General features: G+C 73.9%; 18 protein-coding genes. 6 read left to right on the top strand and 12 right to left on the bottom strand.

The annotated features are described in order from the left end of the window. Positions 1-79 precede the first annotated feature (79 nt). On the top strand, positions 80-1,084 hold the full coding sequence (dapD, locus tag ACH4J0_RS03115) for a 2,3,4,5-tetrahydropyridine-2,6-dicarboxylate N-succinyltransferase (protein WP_396235957.1): 1,005 nt from the start codon (positions 80-82) through the stop codon (positions 1,082-1,084). A gap of 124 nt (positions 1,085-1,208) precedes the next feature. On the opposite strand, the gene ACH4J0_RS03110 is transcribed toward dapD, so the two are convergent. Further along, positions 1,209-1,508 carry a DUF6087 family protein gene (locus ACH4J0_RS03110; RefSeq protein WP_396235956.1) on the bottom strand — a complete coding sequence of 100 codons (300 nt, stop codon included), beginning with the start codon at positions 1,506-1,508 and terminating at the stop codon, positions 1,209-1,211. Between the two features lie 115 nt (positions 1,509-1,623). Next, positions 1,624-3,783: an RNA polymerase recycling motor ATPase HelR gene (gene helR, locus ACH4J0_RS03105; protein WP_396235955.1), complete on the bottom strand. Its 2,160-nt coding sequence runs from the start codon at positions 3,781-3,783 to the stop codon at positions 1,624-1,626. A gap of 381 nt (positions 3,784-4,164) precedes the next feature. Here helR and ACH4J0_RS03100 point away from each other — a divergent pair, with 381 nt between their 5' ends. Then, entirely contained in the window at positions 4,165-4,299 is a 135-nt protein-coding gene (locus ACH4J0_RS03100; protein WP_396235954.1) for a hypothetical protein, read from the top strand. Here the strand turns inward: ACH4J0_RS03100 and ACH4J0_RS03095 are convergent. From ACH4J0_RS03095 to ACH4J0_RS03070, 6 genes are all read right to left on the bottom strand, one after another. Beyond that, positions 4,245-4,874 carry a DUF6099 family protein gene (locus ACH4J0_RS03095; RefSeq protein ID WP_396235953.1) on the bottom strand — a complete coding sequence of 210 codons (630 nt, stop codon included), beginning with the start codon at positions 4,872-4,874 and terminating at the stop codon, positions 4,245-4,247. The genes ACH4J0_RS03100 and ACH4J0_RS03095 overlap by 55 nt on opposite strands. A 169-nt stretch (positions 4,875-5,043) precedes the next feature. After that, positions 5,044-5,391 (bottom strand): nucleotide pyrophosphohydrolase, encoded by a 348-nt coding sequence (locus ACH4J0_RS03090; RefSeq protein WP_396236498.1) that lies wholly within the window; start codon positions 5,389-5,391, stop codon positions 5,044-5,046. 68 nt (positions 5,392-5,459) lie between these two features. Further along, entirely contained in the window at positions 5,460-6,887 is a 1,428-nt protein-coding gene (locus ACH4J0_RS03085; protein ID WP_396235952.1) for an AAA family ATPase, read from the bottom strand. Between the two features lie 89 nt (positions 6,888-6,976). Beyond that, positions 6,977-7,888, bottom strand: a complete 912-nt coding sequence (locus ACH4J0_RS03080; RefSeq protein ID WP_396235951.1) for a putative RNA methyltransferase — start codon at positions 7,886-7,888, stop codon at positions 6,977-6,979. Positions 7,889-8,048: 160 nt separating this feature from the next. Then, positions 8,049-8,834 (bottom strand): RimK family alpha-L-glutamate ligase, encoded by a 786-nt coding sequence (locus ACH4J0_RS03075; RefSeq protein ID WP_396235950.1) that lies wholly within the window; start codon positions 8,832-8,834, stop codon positions 8,049-8,051. Beyond that, on the bottom strand, positions 8,831-9,724 hold the full coding sequence (locus ACH4J0_RS03070) for a RimK family alpha-L-glutamate ligase (protein WP_396235949.1): 894 nt from the start codon (positions 9,722-9,724) through the stop codon (positions 8,831-8,833). Before ACH4J0_RS03070 ends, ACH4J0_RS03075 begins: the two co-directional genes overlap by 4 nt. A 215-nt stretch (positions 9,725-9,939) precedes the next feature. Here ACH4J0_RS03070 and ACH4J0_RS03065 point away from each other — a divergent pair, with 215 nt between their 5' ends. Then, entirely contained in the window at positions 9,940-10,851 is a 912-nt protein-coding gene (locus ACH4J0_RS03065) for a GNAT family N-acetyltransferase (RefSeq protein WP_396235948.1), read from the top strand. 90 nt (positions 10,852-10,941) lie between these two features. Here the strand turns inward: ACH4J0_RS03065 and ACH4J0_RS03060 are convergent, their stop codons facing one another. Both ACH4J0_RS03060 and ACH4J0_RS03055 read right to left on the bottom strand, forming a co-directional pair. Next, positions 10,942-11,364 (bottom strand): fic family toxin-antitoxin system, toxin component, encoded by a 423-nt coding sequence (locus ACH4J0_RS03060; RefSeq protein ID WP_396235947.1) that lies wholly within the window; start codon positions 11,362-11,364, stop codon positions 10,942-10,944. Next, the gene (locus ACH4J0_RS03055; protein ID WP_030291064.1) at positions 11,361-11,597 is read right to left on the bottom strand and encodes a toxin-antitoxin system HicB family antitoxin; all 237 of its coding nucleotides are present in this window, start codon (positions 11,595-11,597) and stop codon (positions 11,361-11,363) included. Before ACH4J0_RS03055 ends, ACH4J0_RS03060 begins: the two co-directional genes overlap by 4 nt. A 287-nt stretch (positions 11,598-11,884) precedes the next feature. Between ACH4J0_RS03055 and ACH4J0_RS03050 the strand changes: the two genes are divergently transcribed. Further along, the gene (locus ACH4J0_RS03050; protein WP_396235946.1) at positions 11,885-12,079 is read left to right on the top strand and encodes a hypothetical protein; all 195 of its coding nucleotides are present in this window, start codon (positions 11,885-11,887) and stop codon (positions 12,077-12,079) included. A gap of 164 nt (positions 12,080-12,243) precedes the next feature. Here ACH4J0_RS03050 and ACH4J0_RS03045 read toward each other — a convergent pair whose 3' ends face one another. Together ACH4J0_RS03045 and ACH4J0_RS03040 are read right to left on the bottom strand one after the other, a co-directional pair. Further along, the gene (locus ACH4J0_RS03045; protein WP_396236496.1) at positions 12,244-13,593 is read right to left on the bottom strand and encodes a class I SAM-dependent RNA methyltransferase; all 1,350 of its coding nucleotides are present in this window, start codon (positions 13,591-13,593) and stop codon (positions 12,244-12,246) included. A 356-nt stretch (positions 13,594-13,949) separates the two neighbouring features. Beyond that, positions 13,950-16,025, bottom strand: coding sequence for an APC family permease (locus tag ACH4J0_RS03040; RefSeq protein ID WP_396236494.1), 2,076 nt, complete (start codon positions 16,023-16,025; stop codon positions 13,950-13,952). Between the two features lie 247 nt (positions 16,026-16,272). Here ACH4J0_RS03040 and ACH4J0_RS03035 point away from each other — a divergent pair, with 247 nt between their 5' ends. Beyond that, positions 16,273-16,941, top strand: coding sequence for a potassium channel family protein (locus ACH4J0_RS03035; RefSeq protein WP_396235945.1), 669 nt, complete (start codon positions 16,273-16,275; stop codon positions 16,939-16,941). Then, on the top strand, positions 16,941-17,612 hold the full coding sequence (locus ACH4J0_RS03030; RefSeq protein ID WP_396235944.1) for a potassium channel family protein: 672 nt from the start codon (positions 16,941-16,943) through the stop codon (positions 17,610-17,612). The genes ACH4J0_RS03035 and ACH4J0_RS03030 overlap by 1 nt, the downstream gene beginning before the upstream one ends. Positions 17,613-17,809 lie beyond the last annotated feature (197 nt).

Genomic DNA, 17,809 nt, shown 5'->3' with positions numbered 1-17,809 from the left:
TGGCCTGCGGGTCCGACCGGCACGTCCGGACGCTGGGCGTGTTCGGCAGCGGGGCGCCGCATTGGTTAACGTGCACGGTGTGACTGCTGAATCCACCTCGCTCGAATCCACCTCCCCGCCGAACGGCGCCGTGGCCGCCGGTCTGGCCACCATCGCCGCCGACGGCACCGTCCTCGACACCTGGTACCCCGCCCCCGCGCTGGCCGCCGAGCCCGGTCCGGCCGGCACCGTGCGCCTGACCGCCGAGCAGGCCGAGGCCGAGCTCGGCGCCGGCGCCGCCGACGCCCTGCGCGCCGACGCCCGCCGCGGGGTCGAGGTGGTCGCCGTGCGCACCACCATCTCCTCGCTGGACGAGAAGCCGCTGGACACCCACGACGTGTACCTTCGTCTGCACCTGTTCAGCCACCGCCTGGTCCGGCCGCACGGCCAGAACCTGGACGGCATCTTCGGCCTGCTCGCCAACGTCGCGTGGACCAGCATCGGCCCCGTCCCGGTGGACAGGGTCGAGCAGGCCCGCCTCGCCGTCCGCGCCCAGGGTGGCCAGCTGGCCGTGTACGGGATCGACAAGTTCCCGCGGATGACCGACTACGTCGCCCCGAGCGGTGTGCGCATCGCCCACGCCGACCGCGTCCGGCTCGGTGCCCACCTGGCCGCCGGCACCACCGTGATGCACGAGGGCTTCGTCAACTTCAACGCCGGCACCCTCGGCACCTCGATGGTCGAGGGCCGGATCAGCGCGGGCGTCGTGGTCGGCGACCACAGCGACATCGGCGGCGGCGCCTCGATCATGGGCACCCTGTCCGGCGGCGGCAAGCAGGTCGTCTCGGTCGGCGAGCGCTGCCTGCTCGGCGCCAACGCGGGCATCGGCATCTCGCTGGGCAGCGACTGCGTGGTCGAGGCCGGCCTGTACGTCACCGCCGGCACCCGGGTCACCACCCCGGACGGCACGGTCGCCAAGGCCGTCGAGCTGTCCGGCCAGGACAACCTGCTGTTCCGCCGCAACTCGCAGACCGGCGCGGTCGAGGTCATCGCCCGCTCCGGCTCCTGGGGCGGACTGAACGCGGACCTGCACGCTCACAACTGACCTGCGGGCAGGGTTGGCTGATCGGCCGTCTGGCCCGTGGGGGCCTCCGGCGGTCCGGCGCCGGGTGCGCCGGACCGCCTTCCGCGTTCCGCAGGCGCCCGGGGGCCCTGACGGGCGGCGCGGGCTACGGCCGGCGGTGGCGCCCCGGGGCCTTCCGCGGTCGCGGCGCCGCATAGGGGGGCCTCCGTACGCCGTCGCCCTTGATCCCGTGCAGGATCCGCTGGGCGGCGGCGTAGTCCTCGGCCACCGTCTCCGGCAGCCACTGGTAGCCGTCCCACCGCACGATCAGGCGCGGCCCGTCGGGCGCCACGTGGGCACCGCGCTGCTGCCCGTCCGCGAGCCGTACCGCCCTCAACTGTCCTACCGGCCGCAGCCGTTGCTCCCGCCGCTCGGCCCACGACGCCAGCGGTTCGTCCTCGTCCATCGCGCCAGTCTGGACTGCGGACGGCGGTGACCGACAGCCCCGTCACTCGACCGGGGGATGCACCGGCGGTGGCGTCCCGGCGGTGGCGTCCCGGCGGTGGCGTCCCGGCCGACCCTCAGTGACTCCGCAGGACGACCAGCTGCCGGGTCGCCCTGGTCATCGCGACGTAGCGGTCGACCGCCCCCTCGACACCCTCGCCGAACGCCTCCGGGTCGACCAGGACGACCAGGTCGAACTCCAGCCCCTTGGCCAGCTGCGGGGTGAGCGAGCGGACCCGCGCCCGCTCCTCGAAGCCTGGGGCGCCGATGACGCAGGCGACGCCCTCTTCGTGCTCGGCGAGCCAGGCGTCCAGCACCTCCGTCAGCTCCGCCGCCGACCCGTGCCGGACCGGGAGGCCGCTGCTGCGCACCGAGGCCGGCACGTTGGCGTCCGGGAACGCCGCCCGGATGGCCGGCTCGGCCTCCGCCATCACCTCCTCCGGCGTGCGGTAGTTGATGCTCAGCGAGGCCATGGTGATGCGGTCGAGCCCGACCCGGCCGAGGCGCTCCTGCCACGACTCGGTGAAGCCGTGCCGGGCCTGGGCGCGGTCCCCGACGATGGTGAAGCTCCGGGACGGGCAGCGCAGCAGCAGCATCTGCCACTGCGCGTCGGTCAGCTCCTGCGCCTCGTCCACCACGATGTGGGCGAACGGGCCGGCCAGCCGGTCCCCGTCGGTGCCGGGCAGCGCACCGTCGTCGACCAGGGTGCCCTGGAGGTCCCGGCCGCGCAGCATCGTCACCGCTCCCTCGCCGTCGTCGTCGGCCCGGAGCAGGTCGCCGATCACGTCCGCCATCCGCTCGCGCTCGGCGGCCACCGAGGCCCGGTGGCGGTTGCGGCGCAGCGTGGCCTCGCGGTCCCCGAGGCGCTGGCGGGCCGCGTCCAGCAGCGGCAGGTCGCAGACCGTCCAGGCCTGCGGGGCGTGCTTGCGCTGGAGCGCGCGGACCTCCTCGGGGGCCAGGTGGGGCGCACACATCCGCAGATAGGCGGGCACCGACCAGAGGTCGCCGACCAGGTCGGCAGCTTCGAGCAGCGGCCAGGCACGGTTGAGCGTCTCGACCAGCTCCCGGTCCTGCCGCAGCGAGCGCCGGAACAGCTCGGGCTGGACCTCCTCCTCGTCCTGCTCCAGCTTGTCCAGCAGGATCGCGGCCAGCTCGTCCCAGATCTGCTCGCGCGCCTCGTTGTGCGGGGTGCCCGGGTCCGGGGCGTCGAAGGCCTCGGACCAGTCCTCGGCGCTCAGCCAGAGGTCCGCCCAGTGGGTGGTGACCACCATGCCCTCGGTCGGCGGCTCCTCGTAGAAGCGGACGGCCTTCTCGATCGCCCGCACCAGCTCGGCCGAGGACTTGAGCCGCGCGACCTCCGGATCGGCCTCCTCCGCCGCGCCCGCGCCCTCGGGGAGCAGGTCCCGCAGGGTGCAGGTGCGCACGCCCTCCTCGCCGAGGCTGGGCAGGACGTCGGCGACGTAGTTCAGGTACGGCTGGTGCGGGCCGACGAACAGCACGCCGCCGCGCCGGTGGCCGAGGCGGGGGTCGGAGTACAGCAGGTAGGCGGAGCGGTGCAGGGCGACCACGGTCTTGCCGGTGCCGGGACCGCCGTCGACCACCAGGGCGCCGCGCGAGCCGGCCCGGATGATCGCGTCCTGGTCGGCCTGGATGGTGGCGAGCACGTCCCGCATCCGGGCCGACCGGTTGCCGCCGAGACTGGCGATGAAGGCGGACTGGTCGTCCAGCGCGGCGTGCCCCTCCAGGCCCTCGGCGGTGAACACCTCGTCCCAGTAGTCGATGATCCGGCCGAGGGTCCAGCGGTACCGGCGGCGGCTCACCAGGCCCATCGGGTCGCCGTGCGTCGCCGCGAAGAACGGCTCGGCCGCGGGCGAGCGCCAGTCGACCAGCAGCCGGCGGCCCTCGCTGTCGGTGAGTCCCAGCCGGCCGACGTACAGGGGCTCGGCGTCCTCCGCGGTCACGATGCGCCCGAGGCACAGGTCCAGGCCGTAGCGGCGCAGGGCGCGCAGCCGCCCGCTCAACCGGTGGACCTCGATGTCCCGGTCCATCGCCGCCTGCCCGGCGCCGCCCGGCGCCCGGCGCGCCGTGTCGAGCTGCTCGGAGAGTTCGGCGATCGCCTGCTCCAGGCTCTCCGCGATGGCCGCGAAGTGCCGCTCGTCGGCCGCGATGAGCGCGGGGTCGGCCTTGGCGGACAGGCGCTCGGGCAGGTCGAAAGCGCTGGTGGTCAGGGGGTTCATGGCATCAGCTCCGATCTGAGGCCTGCGATTGTGCGCCCCCACGGGGGCCTTGCCGCAAGACCCCCCATGCGCTATACGTTGAGAGTGGCAAGGGGTGGGTTCTCCCCCTTTCCTCTTCCTCCGGGCCCGGTTCCGGGCCGCGCGTCGGAACTCCGGCACCTGTCGCGCTAGCCGAGGCCGTGCCGCGGCGGCAACCCGGGCTCACCCGAGAGACTTACCGCGTAACGGAGTTGGACCGCATCGGGTGGTGCGCGGTGCCGGTCACCGGAACGGTTCGTTGCGTCCGAACCCTCTGCCACGCCGCAGTCCCCGGGCCACCCGACGGGCTCGGCCGCCGGCGACTCGGCCGGACCCGCGACCCCCAAGACCCCGCTCGAGCAGATGCAGGAACTGCTCGCCTCGCTGACCGCGGACCTCGCCACGCTGCAGTCCGGCACCCGGAGCACCGCTCCGGCCGCCGCCTACCCGGCCGACACCGACACCTCCGACGCTCCGGCCGCGCCGGGCACCCGGTAGTCCGGCGCCCGCTCCTCCACCGCCGGCCCGCCCTCACCCGGCGGGCCGAGCCGGACCACGAGTAACGGCGAACCCCCACCGGCCCGTTCCGGTTCCGCGCCGCCGAGCGCCGTACGCTCCGCCCCTCCGCCCAGGTCGGCCGCCTCCCGCAACCGCGCGGTCACGTCCTTGCACTCCGACATCGCGTCGACGCCGTCGATGCACGTCCAGTACAGACTCTCCGTCTCGGCTCCGCACGCCAGCACGACCAGCGTCTCGCCGACCTCCCGCAGCAGTTCGTCCAGCGCTTCCAAGGCCGTCTCCAGTTCACCGACTTCGGTGAGCCGACCGACGCGTCCGCCACGCAGCAGGGTGCCGTCGGTGACGGGCCTGTCCAGGCAGACCGCCGCGTGCGCCCCCGCCTCGGAGAGCTGCTGGCCGAGCCCCGTCAGCTCGTCGTCCTCCGACTCCGCCAGCCGGGCGCCCACCGCCTCGGTGAGCAGCGCGGCCTGGCGCGCCTCTGCCAACACCTCCGGTACCTGCCGGGCCTCGGCCAGGGCGTGCCGGGCCGTCTTGATCAGTCGCAGCGCCTCCATGGCCTCCGCTCCCTCCGCTCGTCGTCGCCGTCGACCAGCACCGCCGCCGGGGCGGTGGAGTGGTCACGGGGGAGAGCGTGCGGGGAGGGCGGGGTGGGCCGCATCCGGCTTGTCGGAAGCTGTGGACAACCTGGGGGTTGTGGATAACTTCCGTCCCTCACAAGGGTGGTCAGCCCACGTCCGGGTTGACGTCGGCCGTCGCGCCCGGCACCGGGAAGCGGTGCTCGTTGCGCTCGATCTTGGCAGCGAGCGCCTCCAACGGGTCCACCCCGACCGCCGTGCAGAACTGCACCAGGTACGCCAGAACGTCCGCGACCTCGTCCCGCACCCGGTGGGCCCGCTCGGGGTCGGACATCACCGCGGCCGCCTGCTCCGGCGTGAGCCACTGGAAGATCTCCAGCAGTTCCCCCGCCTCCACGCTCAGCGCCGCCGCCAGGTTCTTCGGCGTGTGGTACGGCTCCCACCGCCGGGCCGCCGCGAACTCCACCAGCCGCCGACGCAGCCCCTCCAGCGTCAGCTCCCCGGGCTCCGCCGCCCCGGACACTCCGCCCGACGCAGGCTCCCCCTGCCTCGTCACTCGCTCGTTCACGCTCCCAGGTCTACCGCATCCGCGTCACCGACCACAGCCGGGGCACCCCCGTCCCCGACGGCCGACGAGCCCCCGACCACAGCCGGCCCCCCGACCGAAGACGAGGCCTCATCCCCGCGCCCGCACTGGACCGGCACCCGGGCCCCCTCCGGCCGCAGCACCGTCAGCCCCGTCGCCGGATCCCGCCGGCACTCCACCAGTGTCACGTCCCCCGCCGACTCGCCGCCCGCCCCGAACGCCTCCCGCGCCGCCGTCGGCTCCTGCAGCGCGGCCACCACCCGCAGCTGGTTGCGCCCCGCCATGTCCCGCGCCAGGCGCAGCAGCGAGGCGGTCTGTTCGGTGGCGAGCCCGGCCCCGAGGTCCTCGGCGAGCACGGTGAGCTGCCGGTGCGCCCACGGCACCTCGGCGGCCACGTCGAGGTCCAGCACCCCGGCCCCCGTCAGCAGCACCGCCGCGAAGGCGAGGTGGCGCAGCATGCCGTCGGAGGCCTGGTCGGCCCCGGTGCGGCCGAGCACGCCCTCGTCGAAGACGGTCAGCACCCGCCGCCCGCCCTCGCGCTCGGCGAGGGTGAGCCCCAGCAGCGGGTGCGGCGCGGCCACCTGGACGGCCCGCAGCAGCTGCCCGTACCGGCGCGGGCACTCGTGGGCGAGCCGGTTGATCACGGCGGAGATGTTGGCGGCGTTGCTGCGCAGCCTGGCCTGCGGGTCGGCCTTGGCCCAGCCGCGCATCAACGCCGGGACGGGGTGCAGTGGGAAGACCTCCCGCAGCGCGGTGAGCAGGTCCTCGACCGCGGCCAGGACCAGTCGCTCGCCGGTGGACGAGCCGGCCACCCGCAGCGGCAGCTGCGCGGAGATCATGGTGCCGCTGGGGAACGGCGCCCGGATGTCCCCCTGCCGGGTGTCGTTGTGCCAGCACACGTTGACGCGCCCGTTCCGTACGTCCTGTTCGCCGGTGTCCACCAGGATCCGGCCGTCGAGGCTGAGCGATTCCCGGGCGATCCGGACCACCCCGCCGGTGCGGATCACCAGATCGAGCCGGATCCGGCCGCGCGGTGAGCGGACGGTGCAGCCCAGGATGACGGCGTCCCGCCCGTGCGGGACGCATCCGTCCAGGCGGCCGCGCACGGGCGTGGCGAGCGGGCCGGTGCGGTCGGGCAGCCCGTTCAGGGAGCCGGTGATCTCCTCACCGAGGGCGAGCCTGGACAGCACGGCCAGCGCGTCGAGGGCGTTGGACTTGCCGACTCCGGCCGGCCCGTGCAGCACGGTGAGCGGCGCGAGCGGCAGGACGGCCCGCCGGTAGGACTTGAAGGCGGTGAGCCGCAGCTCCTCGACGGTGGGGCGTGGGACGGGTGGCCGGTCGGGCCCCGGTGCGCCGCCCGGGCGCAGTGGAGCCGGCCCGGCGGGCGCGGCGGCGTCGCGGTTCACCCGTCGGACGTTAGCCCCAGCCCGACCGGGCGAAACGTCCCTGCTCGGCAGATTCATCCCAACGTGGCGGACCTGCCGCGCACCGCTGACTACAGCGGCCGTCGGTAGGCGGCCACCGTCACCGCGGCGGTCACCTCGACCGGTTCCGGCAGGGCCGCGAGGGCGGCCGCGAGCCGGTCGGGGTCGGTGTGCCAGGCGCTCGGTCCCATGCCGACGACGGTCCGGACGTCCTGGGCGGAGAGCCGCAGGGTGAACTCGACCGGCCGCCGGTCCAGCGACGTCAGGTACGGGCCGAGCTTCTCGTCGATCCGGCGCTGCTTGTCCTCGTCCACCGACAACAGGCCGAGGGCGTCCACGAGTTCGCGCAGGTGGCCGGCGGTGGGCGAGACCAGCAGCAGGGTGCCGCCGGGGCGCAGCACCCGGCGGATCTCGGGGCCGTTGCGCGGGGCGAAGACGTTGAGCATCAGCTCGGCGGAGGCGTCGCGCAGCGGCAGCGGGCGCCAGGCGTCGCAGACCACGGCGCCGATCCGGGGGTGGGCCCTGGCGGCGCGGCGCAGTGCGAACTTGGAGATGTCGAGGGCGGCGCCGACCCGACCGGGCAGGGCGTCCAGGACGTGCGCCAGGTAGTGGCCGGTACCGGCACCGAGGTCGGCGACCAGGCCACCCGGGCCCTCCACGACGTCCGGGCCCTCCGGGGCCCCTCGGACCTCCGGACCGGCGCCGGCCGCGGACGGGGCGGCCCCGACCAGGGTCGCGGCGGCCTCGGCGAGGGCGTCGGCGATCGGCCGGTAGTGGCCGGCGGCGAGGAAGTCGGCGCGGGCGGCGACCATCTCGGCGGTGTCGCCGGTGCCGGTGTGGGCGTCACCGGCGAGGAGGCTGACGTAGCCCTGCTTGGCGAGGTCGAAGCTGTGCCCTGCGGGACAGCGCAGGCTGCGCTCGTGCCGGGTGAGGGCCTGCGCGCAGTGGGGGCAGGCCAGGTAGGGCTCGATGTCCTGCAGCAACGTTCCGTCTTCTCTCGCCGTTCGGCCCCGGCCGTTCGGGGGCGCCAGCCAGCCTAACCACCCCGGCCCACCGACGACCGCCTCCGCCCGCCAACGCTCCCGCTCCCGCCGACCGCCAACCGCCAACCGCCAACCGCCGACGACCGCCCCCGCCGACGGATCAGCCCCGGCGCACCCGCTCCCCCGCGACCCGCAGCGCGAGCCCGGCGAGCGCCTCGGGCGCGCCGGGGCGCCCGCGCACCCCGGGGAAGGCGTTGACGTCGACGATCACCGGCTCGGCGGCCCCGTCCAGCAGGTCGACCCCGTACACCTCCAGCCCGAACACCTCCCCCACCCGCAGCGCGAGCGCGGCCAGCCCGGCGGACGGCTCCCACTCCCCCGCGCCCGCCAACCCGTCCCCCGCGGAGGAGAGTTCGGAGCGGCGCAGGGCAGCGAACACCTGCCCGTCGACCACCCACAGCTTCTGGTCCCAACCGCTGCCCGGTACGTACGGCTGGGTGACGACCTCCTCCTGCGGCCAGGCCTCGGCGAGTTCACGCAGTCGGGCCGCGCCGCGGACCAGCGCGACCAGGTCGTGGCGCCGACTGTGCCGGCTCTTCACCACGAACGGGTAGGCGGGGTCGGCGAGTTCGGACAGCCGACCGGCCGCGGCAGTGGTGGCGAACGGCAGCCCGGCGGCGCGGGCGAGTTCCGCCATCCGCACCCGGTCCTGACAGAGTTCCGTCGCCGCCGCCGAGTTGACGACGGCCGCGCCGCGCCTCTCCAACTCCCTTGCCAGCGAAAGTGCGCCTGGCGTGCGCGCCTTGAGCAGATAGACGTCGGCGAGTTCCCCAGCCGGACCGCCCGGCGCGACGACCTCCACCCGGCACCCGCGCCGCACCAGCAGTTCGGCGGCGGCGGCGAGCACCGGATGCCCCGGGTCGCGTGCGATCAGCCCTATCCTCACCGCAACTCACCGTCCACCAGGCCGAGTCGGCCGTAGTCCTCGCCGCCCGCCGGTACCAGCGCGGGCACGGACACCGCCGTGCCGCTGCGCGCGAGCCGCAGCACCGCCCGGGCGACCCGCGCGACCGCGTCCGGGACCTGCCGGAAGCTCGGGAAGTCGTTGACGTCCACCACCACCGGTCCGTCCGGCCCGAGCAGCACGTCGACCCCGTACAGGTCCAGCCCGAACACCTCGCCCACCTGCGCCGCGATCCGCGCCACGCTCACCGGCAGCGGCACCTGCCGCTCGCGCACGCCCTCCCCGGGGTGCAGTGGGGAGGAACGTTCCGTCGCGAAGAGCTCGCCGTCGACGCAGTACACCTTGAGGTCCGTGCCACCGTTGGGCACGTACGGCTGCGCGATCAGCAGCCCCTCCCCGGCGAGCTGGGGCCCGAGCCCGATCAGGTCGTCGGGCCCGGCCACCAGCCGCACGCCCCGCCCCGAGCTGCCGTCCGCCGGCTTGACCACCAGCGGGTACTCGGCGGCCGGGATCTCCGCGAGCCGTTCCCAACGGGCGGCGGCGTAGGTGACCGGGACGGGCAGGCCGCGGGTGCGGGCGATCACCGAGGCGAGCGCCTTGTCCCGGACGCCGCGGATCGAGCGGACGTCGTTGACGGTGGTGAGGCCCACGGCGGCGGCCGCCTCCAGCAGGGTGAGCCCGGGGCCGCCGGAGACGGTCTTGAGCACCCAGGCGTCGTGGCTGCCGCCGCGGACCGCCTCGGAGATCGCCATCAGCGAGTCCCCGGGGCGCAGCACGTCCACCCGGTGCCCCCACGCGGTGAGTTGACGCGCCACGTCCAGTGGCATGCCGTCCCGTCTGTAGTGCTCCTCCACCAGAAAGCAGAGCCTCATGGGCCTGACTTCCCCCTTGCTTCGCCGAGTGCGGACGTCCGCCGTCCCCCTCGGCAGAGCTGTGAAGGCCTCAGCATGCCCGGCGTACACGCACAAGATCACAGCGAGCCGGTAAGCGTTCGGCAACAATCGAGCGCCCGGCAGCGGCGAGCCCACACGAAGGGCTCCGCGGAAAGCAGTGGCGCCCCACCGGCACCCCTGCTTGGATGCACGCCGTGACTCCAGTCGACCGTGCTCCCGACCCCGCCCTGCTCGACGGCATCGAGCGCTACTACGACGCCGTGCCGCGCAGCGCCGCCACCGCCGAGGACTTCGGCCCGCTGACCCTGTTCGTCCGCAAGGGCAGCACCGGCTGGCACTACTACGCCCGCCCGACGCCCGGCCACGACGGCCCGGCCGCCACCGCCGAGGACGTCCGCCGGGTACTGGAGCGGCAGCGCGAGCTGGGCCTGCCGGAGGCCTTCGAGTGGGTGGCCGAGCGGAACCCCGAGCTGCGCGCCGCGGTAGAGGCCGCCGGGCTGACGGTGCACGAGCACCCGCTGCTGGTGCTCGGCCCGCAGGACGAGGCGGCTCCGGCCCCGGTCCTCCCCGGGCCGGCGGAGGTACGGGTGCTGGCCGCGGACGCCCCCGAGCTGGCCGCCGCGGTCGCCGTCCCGCACGTGGCCTTCGGCAACCCGGGCACCGCCACCGGCACGGCGGGAGCGGCCGAACTGGCCGCGAGCGCGGCGACGCTGACGGCCGACGGCGGTGTGACGCGGACCGCCCAGCGGATCACCGACGGCGTCACCGTGCTGGCCGCCGTACTGGAGGGCGGCGAGGTGCTGTGCGCGGGCCAGCACAACCCGGTGGGCCCGGTCACCGAGGTGGTCGGGGTCGGCACGCTCCCCTCCGCCCGGCGGCGCGGGCTGGGCCTGGCGGTCACTGCGGCCCTGGTGGCCCACGCCCGGGCCCACGGCGTGCGGACGGTGTTCCTCTCGGCCTCCGACGAGGACGTCGCCCGGATCTACCGCCGGGCCGGCTTCCGCCCGTTCGCGACCGCCCTCATCGCGGAGCCCCCCGCCCCGAACACCGAGCAGAACGGCGAGCAGAGCGCCGCGCCGAACGGAGAACGGGGCTCCGAAGCCTAGATCCGGCCGGAGCCCCGGAACCGGAGCACTGCAACGGAGCGCCACAACGGGAGCCCCACAACGCAAGCCGCGGCGGAACGAGGACGGCCTTCAGTCGTCGTCCTCGTCCTCCGCCCCGCTGACGCCCTCCCCCTCGGCCTCGTCGACCACCCAGGCCGCCAGCCGCTCGGCGACCCCGGACACCCCCAGCCGCCCTTCCCGGATGGCCCGGGACAGGCTGCGCACCTCGCGCGCGGTGGTGGCGACGGTGCAGCCGCTGGCGACGAGGTAGGCGTAGGCGACGGCGGTCGCGAAGAGCTCGTTGGTCTTCTCCAGGGCCGGCACCCGGATCAGCTGGTGCATCAGCGCGGCCGCGCGGTCCTGCGGCTCGGGGTAGACGGAGATGTCGAAGATCTCGGCCTGGTGCCGGGTGACGGCCGCGAGCAGCGAGCCGTAGTCGGTGACCTGCGGGTCACTGGGCGTGTACTGCTCGGCGGTCATGAGGAGCCACGAGAGGTCGACCTCCAGTTTCAACGGCGCACGTCCTGGAGTTCGCCGGAGTCCCCGAACTCGGCGAGGAAGGCCGTCTCGTACTCCTTCATGAACTGCGCGGCGGCGTCGATGAAGGCCCGTCCCGACTCACCCATGTCCTGCTGGACCAGGCGCTCGATGTACTGGTTCATGCTGATCCCCTGCTGCTCCGCCCGTTCCCGGGCCATCTCCGCGGTCGTGGCGTCCACCCGGACGTTCAGCTGCTTCTTGCCCATGCGTTCAAGCTAGCGCCGAAGTGCTAGCACAACAAGGGCGCGTGCACACCGCCCGTACACCTCCCGCACGCCCCCACGCAACCTCGAACCGTCGAACCCTCGAACCCGCGGTTTCGACGGGTCCCTACCCCGGGGCCGCCCGGCCCACCCTCCAGCCGTGAGCGGACCTACCCTGAACCTGACCGAATTTGACCGAATCTGACTTGAAGAGTCCTCCGGCATTCGGGACTCTGATCTCTCCTGAGCGTTCCCCGAGCGGCACCGACCGGTTTTTCTGGAGGCCGGCAATGACAGCCATGTTCGACCAGGAGCTGCGCGAGCAGCTCGCCCAGGCCCGGCGGGACCTCGCGGCGGCCCGGGCCGAAGGGGACGCCGACGGCGTCCAGGCGTACGAGGGCCGGATCGCCTCGCTCCTCCGGCTCGCCGCCCAGCACGGCATCGACCTCCCGCACAGCGCCGACGAGGAGGAGTGCAACGAGTAGCCGCGCCCCGCGAGCCGGGTCACCGCAGATCACGACACCGAGCCACGACGCTGGGCAAACGCCGAGGAGGCGGCCCCCGTACGCCACGGGGTGCCGCCTCCTCGGTGTCCTCGGTGTCCTCGGTGTCCTCGGCGTCCTCGGCGTCCTGCCGCCGGACGCGGGGGTCACTCCCCGGCGGGCTCCAGGATCGCCACGCACTCGAAGTGGTGCGTCATCGGGAACAGGTCGAAGGCCCGCAGCGAGACCGGCCGGTAGCCGCCCTCGCGGAAGAACTTGAGGTCCCGGGCGAGCGCCGCCGGGTCGCAGGCCACGTACGCGATCCGACGCGCCTCCAGACCGACCAGGTGCGCGACGGTCTCCCGACCGGCGCCCGAACGCGGCGGGTCCAGCACGATCAGGTCGGTGGCGGTGATGCCGGTGCGCGGCAGCAGCGTCTCGACCCGGTCGCACTCGATCCGCACGTTGTCCAGCGCGGCCAGGTTGTGCCGGGCGTCGACCACGGCCTGCTTGGCGGACTCGATGCCGAGCACCGCGCCGTCCTCACCGACGCGGTCGGCCAGAGCGCCCGCGAACAGGCCGACCCCGCAGTACAGGTCGAGCGCGTTCTCGCCCCACTGCGGGTCCAGGCCGTCCAGCACCGCGTCGACCAGGGTGTCCGGCGCCTCCGGGTGGATCTGCCAGAAGCCGCCGTTGCTGACCCGCCAGGTGCGCCCGGCCGCCCGCTCGCGCACGAAGCTGCGCCCGTGCACCTTGTGCACGTCGCCCTGGTCGTCCACCCGGGCGATCGACACCGGCTTGTCCAGCTCGACCAGCGGCAGCTGGGCGCCGTCGCGCGGGGTCAGCACCACCTGGCGGTCCGAGGAGCCGCTCGCGGCGATCACATCGACGCTCGCCACCGCCGGCCACTCGCGGGACTCGATGCCCAGCTCGGTGACGCCCTCGGCGGCGATCAGGCAGCGGTCCACCAGCTGCACCTCGTGCGAGCGGTGCTTGCGCAGGCCGACCTTCCCGGTCTCCGCGTCCACCGCGTACTGCACCCGGGTGCGCCAGGCCGGCACCTGTCCGGCGGGCAGCTTCCCGCCGACCGGCTCGACGCTGCCGTCCCAGCCCGCCTCGGCCGGGGTCAGCCCGGCCAACTTCGCCAGCTGCTCGGTCAGCACCGCCGCCTTGAGCTTGCGCTGTCCGCCCGGGGTGACGTGCTGCCAGTCGCAGCCGCCGCACTTGCCGGGACCGGCGAACGGGCAGGGCGCCTCGATCCGGTCCTTGGCGGGCTCCAGGACCTCCACCGCGTCCGCGCGCAGGAACCGCGAGGTGGAGGTGCCCTCGGTCACCAGCGCGACCACCTTCTCGCCGGGCAGCGCGTGCCGGACGAACAGCACCCGCCCCTCGTGCCGGGCCACGCAGTGCCCGCCGCCGTGCGCGACCGGGCCGACCTCGACCTCGTAGCGCTCGCCGACCAGCGGCTCCCCGGTAGGCGCCTCCGGCCGGGACGTCCGTGCGGCCGCGCCGCGCAGCGCCTTCGGCGGCCGCACCGCCTGCTTGCGCGGCGCCTTCCGGGCGGCGCCCGCAGCACCCTTCCCGTCCCGGCCGTCCCGGCCCGGCTTCTCGCCCCGAGCGTCCCGAGCGTCCCGGGCGTCCCGGGCGTCCCGAGCCGGCTTCCCACCCCGCACGGGCTTCTCCGCCGGGGCCTCCCCCGGCACGACCGGCGCCGTGCGCGCCGTCAGCCCCTCACGGTCGGTGGCCTCCGGCCGGACCGGCCGGCCCCAGCGCGGCCGGGCCACCTGCCCGGGCTGGGAGCCGCCCCGACGGGCGCCCTTGCCCTTGCCGGAGGCGCCGGAGGAGCCCGAGGAGCGGGACGGAGTGTTGCGCGTCACTGGGAGGAATCCTTGCTGAGGTCGGAGGCACCGGTGACGGACGCACCGGTACTGGCGGAATCCTTCGACTTTACGGCCTTGGGGGCCCGGGGCTCGCCACGGCGGACGGATCCGGGCGCCGACCAGGCCTTCTGCGGCTTGCGCCGCTCCGAGGACTCCAGCTGCCAGGGCACCGAGGTGACCATCACCCCGGGCTTGAACAGCAGCCGCCCCTTGAGCCGCAGGGCGCTCTGGTTGTGCAGCAGGTGCTCGTACCAGTGGCCGACCACGTATTCGGGGATGTACACCGAGACCACGTCGCGCGGGCTGCTGCGCCGCAGGTTCTTCACGTAGTCCAGCACCGGCCCGGTGATCTCGCGGTACGGCGAGTCCAGCACCTTGAGCGGCACCTCGATGCCGCGCTCGTCCCACTCCCACCGCAGCGCCGCCGTGTCGTCCGGGTCTACGTTGACGGTGACCGCCTCCAGGGTGTGGGCGCGGGCCAGCCTGGCGTACGCGAGGGCGCGCAGCGCCGGCTTGTGCAGCTTGGAGACCAGCACGATGGCGTGCACCCGGGTCGGCAGCGCCACGTCGTCCGGCTCCTCGGCGGCGGTGAGCTCGTCGGAGACCCGGTCGTAGTGGCGGCGGATCCCCTTCATCATCACGAACAGCACGACCATCGCGGCGATCGCGATCCAGGCGTGGCCGATCTTGGTGACCAGGACGACGATCAGCACGGCCATGGTCATCACCAGGCCGAAGCCGTTGATCGCCCGGCTGCGCTGCATGTGGCGCCGCGCGGCCGGGTCGGTCTCGGTGCGCAGCAGCCTGGTCCAGTGCCGGATCATGCCGGACTGGCTCATGTTGAAGGAGACGAAGACGCCGACGATGTAGAGCTGGATCAGCCGGTTCGGGTCCGCGTTGAAGGAGATGATCAGCAGGATCGCGGCGATCGCCAGCAGGATGATGCCGTTGGAGAAGGCCAGCCGGTCGCCGCGGGTGTGCAGCTGGCGCGGCAGGTAGCGGTCCTGGGCCAGGATCGAGCCGAGCACCGGGAAGCCGTTGAACGCGGTGTTGGCGGCCAACACCAGGATCAGGCCCGTGACGGCGGCGACGAAGTAGAAGCCGGGCGTGAAGTTGCTGAAGACGGCCTCGCTGATCTGCGCCAGCGCGGTCTTCTGGTGGTAGCCGGAACCGGCGCCGACCAGCTGCTCGGCGGGGTTCTCGGCCATCTGCACGCCGGTCAGCCGCGCGAGCCAGATGATGCCCATGAACATCACCACGGCGACGGTCGCCATCATCAGCAGCGTGGTCGCCGCGTTCTTGCTCTTGGGCTTGCGGAAGGCGGGCACGCCGTTGGAGATCGCCTCCACACCGGTGAGCGCGGCGCAGCCGGAGGAGAAGGACTTCAGCAGCAGGAACACCATCGCGAACCCGGCCAGCGATCCGTTGCCCGGGGTGGCCTCCAGGTGGAAGCCGGAGCTCTCGGCGGGCATGTCCTGGCCGAGCACGAAGTGCCGCAGGAAGCCGTAGCCGACCATCCCCATCACGCCGATCATGAAGGCGTAGGTGGGCACCGCGAAGGCGCTGCCGGACTCGCGCACCCCGCGCAGGTTCATGCCCATCAGCAGCACGACCACGACCACGGACACGATCGTCTCGTGCCCGCGCAGCGCGGGGACGGCGGAGACGACGTTGGCGACGCCCGAGGTGGTGGACACGGCGACGGTCAGCACGTAGTCGACCATCAGGGCCGCGGCGACCACCAGGCCGGCGGCCGGACCGTGGTTGACGGTCGCCACCTCGTAGTCGCCGCCCCCGCTGGGGTAGGCGTGCACGTTCTGCCGGTAGGAGGCGACGACGGCGAGCATCACGACCGCCACCACGACGCCGATCTGCCAGGAGAAGTGGATCGCCGAGGCCCCCGCGACGGAGAGCGTGAGCAGGATCTCCTCGGGAGCATACGCGACCGAGGAGAGCGCGTCCGAGGCGAAGACGGGCAGCGCGATCCGCTTGGGGAGGAGGGTCTCCCCCAGCTTGTCGCTGCGAAGGGCGCGCCCGATCAGGATGCGTTTCGGAAGGTCAGTCGGCATAGGCACGTTAAGGAATCGTAGGCGCTCGCCGGACATTGCTCCGCCGTTTGTCCCCCCCTTCGTCGCGACTGTGTTCGGTGGACCGGCTAGCGTGTCGGATACGAGTCGGCGGGCAACACTGTGGTTGTCGAGCGGTGTCCAGCCGATGCCCCCACGAGAACCCTCGTTCCGGAAAGCCGGGCGGGAAAGGGAGATGAACGGTGTTTGCGCAGGTCAAGAACCCTACGGAACGGGTGAGGTAGCGCCGGTGCACATCGTCATCATGGGCTGCGGCCGCGTGGGCTCGGCCCTCGCGAGAACGCTGGAGAAACAGGGCCACTCGGTGGCCGTGGTGGACCAGGACCCGACCGCGTTCCGTCGGCTGGGCGCCGGGTTCAACGGGCGCCGGGTGACCGGCGTCGGTTTCGACCAGGACACCCTGCGCGAGGCGGGCATCGAGGAGGCCGGCGCCTTCGCCGCCGTCTCCAGCGGTGACAACTCCAACATCATCGCCGCCCGGGTCGCCCGGGAGACCTTCGGCGTGGAGAACGTCGCGGCCCGCATCTACGACCCGCGCCGCGCCGAGGTGTACCAGCGCCTGGGCATCCCGACCGTGGCGACGGTCCGCTGGACCGCCGACCAGATGCTGCGCCGGCTGCTGCCCAGCGGCGCCGAGCCGCTGTGGCAGGACCCGAGCGGCAGCGTGCAGCTGGCCGAGGTCGCGTACCACCCGAACTGGGTGGGCCAGCGGATCGGCCGCCTGGAGGAGGCCTCCGGCGCCCGGGTGTCGTTCGTCACCCGGCTCGGTGAGGGCATGCTGCCCTCGCCCCAGATGGTGGTGCAGGAAGGCGACCTGGTGCACGTGATGCTGCGCCGGGCCGACCTGACGGCGGTCGAGGCCGCGTTCGCGCAGGGGCCGAAGGAGGAGGGTCACTGATGCGCGTCGCCATTGCCGGGGCCGGTGCCGTGGGCCGCTCGATCGCGGGCGAGCTGCTGGAGAACGGCCACGAGGTCCTGCTGATCGACAAGAACCCCAACTCCATCTCGGTGGAGCGGGTGCCCATGGCGGAGTGGCTGCTGGCCGACGCCTGTGAGATCACCTCGCTGGACGAGGCGGCGCTGCAGCGCTGTCACGTGGTGATCGCCGCGACCGGTGACGACAAGGTCAACCTGGTCGTCTCGCTGCTCGCCAAGACCGAGTACGCGGTGCCGCGGGTGGTCGCCCGGGTGAACAACCCGAAGAACGAGTGGCTCTTCAACGAGTCCTGGGGCGTGGACGTGGCCGTGTCCACCCCGCGCCTGATGTCCGCGCTGGTCGAGGAGGCGGTCAGCGTCGGCGACCTGGTCCGCCTGATGCGCTTCAGCCAGGGCAACGCCAACCTGGTCGAGCTGACCCTGGCCGCCGAGGCCGAGCTGGTCGGCACCCGGGTCGGCGGGGTCGCCTGGCCGCAGGACACCGCGCTGGTGAGCATCATCCGCGAAGGCCGGGTGCTGGTGCCGGGCAAGGACGACACCCTGGAGGGCGGCGACGAGCTGCTCTTCGTCGCCGCGCAGGAGCGCGAGGAGGAGCTGGAGCAGCTGCTGTCGGCCACCTCCGGCGCCCAGTAGGGCCCGCGCGCCCCGTAAGGCCTTCGCCTCCGGGGGCCCGCGCCCCCAGGAGTCCTGCGCCTGCTGGACGCCACGGCCGAGGGGGCGCCCCCCCCCCCCCGGGGGGGGGGGGCGGGGGGGGGGGGGGGGGGGCGGCGACATGGCCCGGGCCTACCCCGGGGGCACCCCCCCCCAGATAGGCGGGGGGGGGATCGGCC

Source organism: Kitasatospora sp. NPDC017646 (assembly GCF_044329365.1).
Taxonomy (GTDB): domain Bacteria; phylum Actinomycetota; class Actinomycetes; order Streptomycetales; family Streptomycetaceae; genus Kitasatospora.
The sequence above is the reverse complement of the archived record's forward strand: the minus strand, read 5'-3'. Positions and strand labels throughout refer to the sequence as shown.

Excerpts from the sequence above, each read along its gene's own strand:
- ACH4J0_RS03100 (WP_396235954.1), top strand. The coding sequence starts at position 4,165 with ATGCAGGAACTGCTCGCCTCGCTGACCGCGGACCTCGCCACGCTGCAG.
- ACH4J0_RS03110 (WP_396235956.1), bottom strand. The coding sequence starts at position 1,508 with ATGGACGAGGACGAACCGCTGGCGTCGTGGGCCGAGCGGCGGGAGCAA.
- ACH4J0_RS03050 (WP_396235946.1), top strand. The coding sequence starts at position 11,885 with ATGACAGCCATGTTCGACCAGGAGCTGCGCGAGCAGCTCGCCCAGGCC.
- helR (WP_396235955.1), bottom strand. The coding sequence starts at position 3,783 with ATGAACCCCCTGACCACCAGCGCTTTCGACCTGCCCGAGCGCCTGTCC.
- ACH4J0_RS03055 (WP_030291064.1), bottom strand. The coding sequence starts at position 11,597 with ATGGGCAAGAAGCAGCTGAACGTCCGGGTGGACGCCACGACCGCGGAG.
- ACH4J0_RS03030 (WP_396235944.1), top strand. The coding sequence starts at position 16,941 with ATGCGCGTCGCCATTGCCGGGGCCGGTGCCGTGGGCCGCTCGATCGCG.
- ACH4J0_RS03070 (WP_396235949.1), bottom strand. The coding sequence starts at position 9,724 with ATGAGGCTCTGCTTTCTGGTGGAGGAGCACTACAGACGGGACGGCATG.
- ACH4J0_RS03040 (WP_396236494.1), bottom strand. The coding sequence starts at position 16,025 with ATGCCGACTGACCTTCCGAAACGCATCCTGATCGGGCGCGCCCTTCGC.
- ACH4J0_RS03095 (WP_396235953.1), bottom strand. The coding sequence starts at position 4,874 with ATGGAGGCGCTGCGACTGATCAAGACGGCCCGGCACGCCCTGGCCGAG.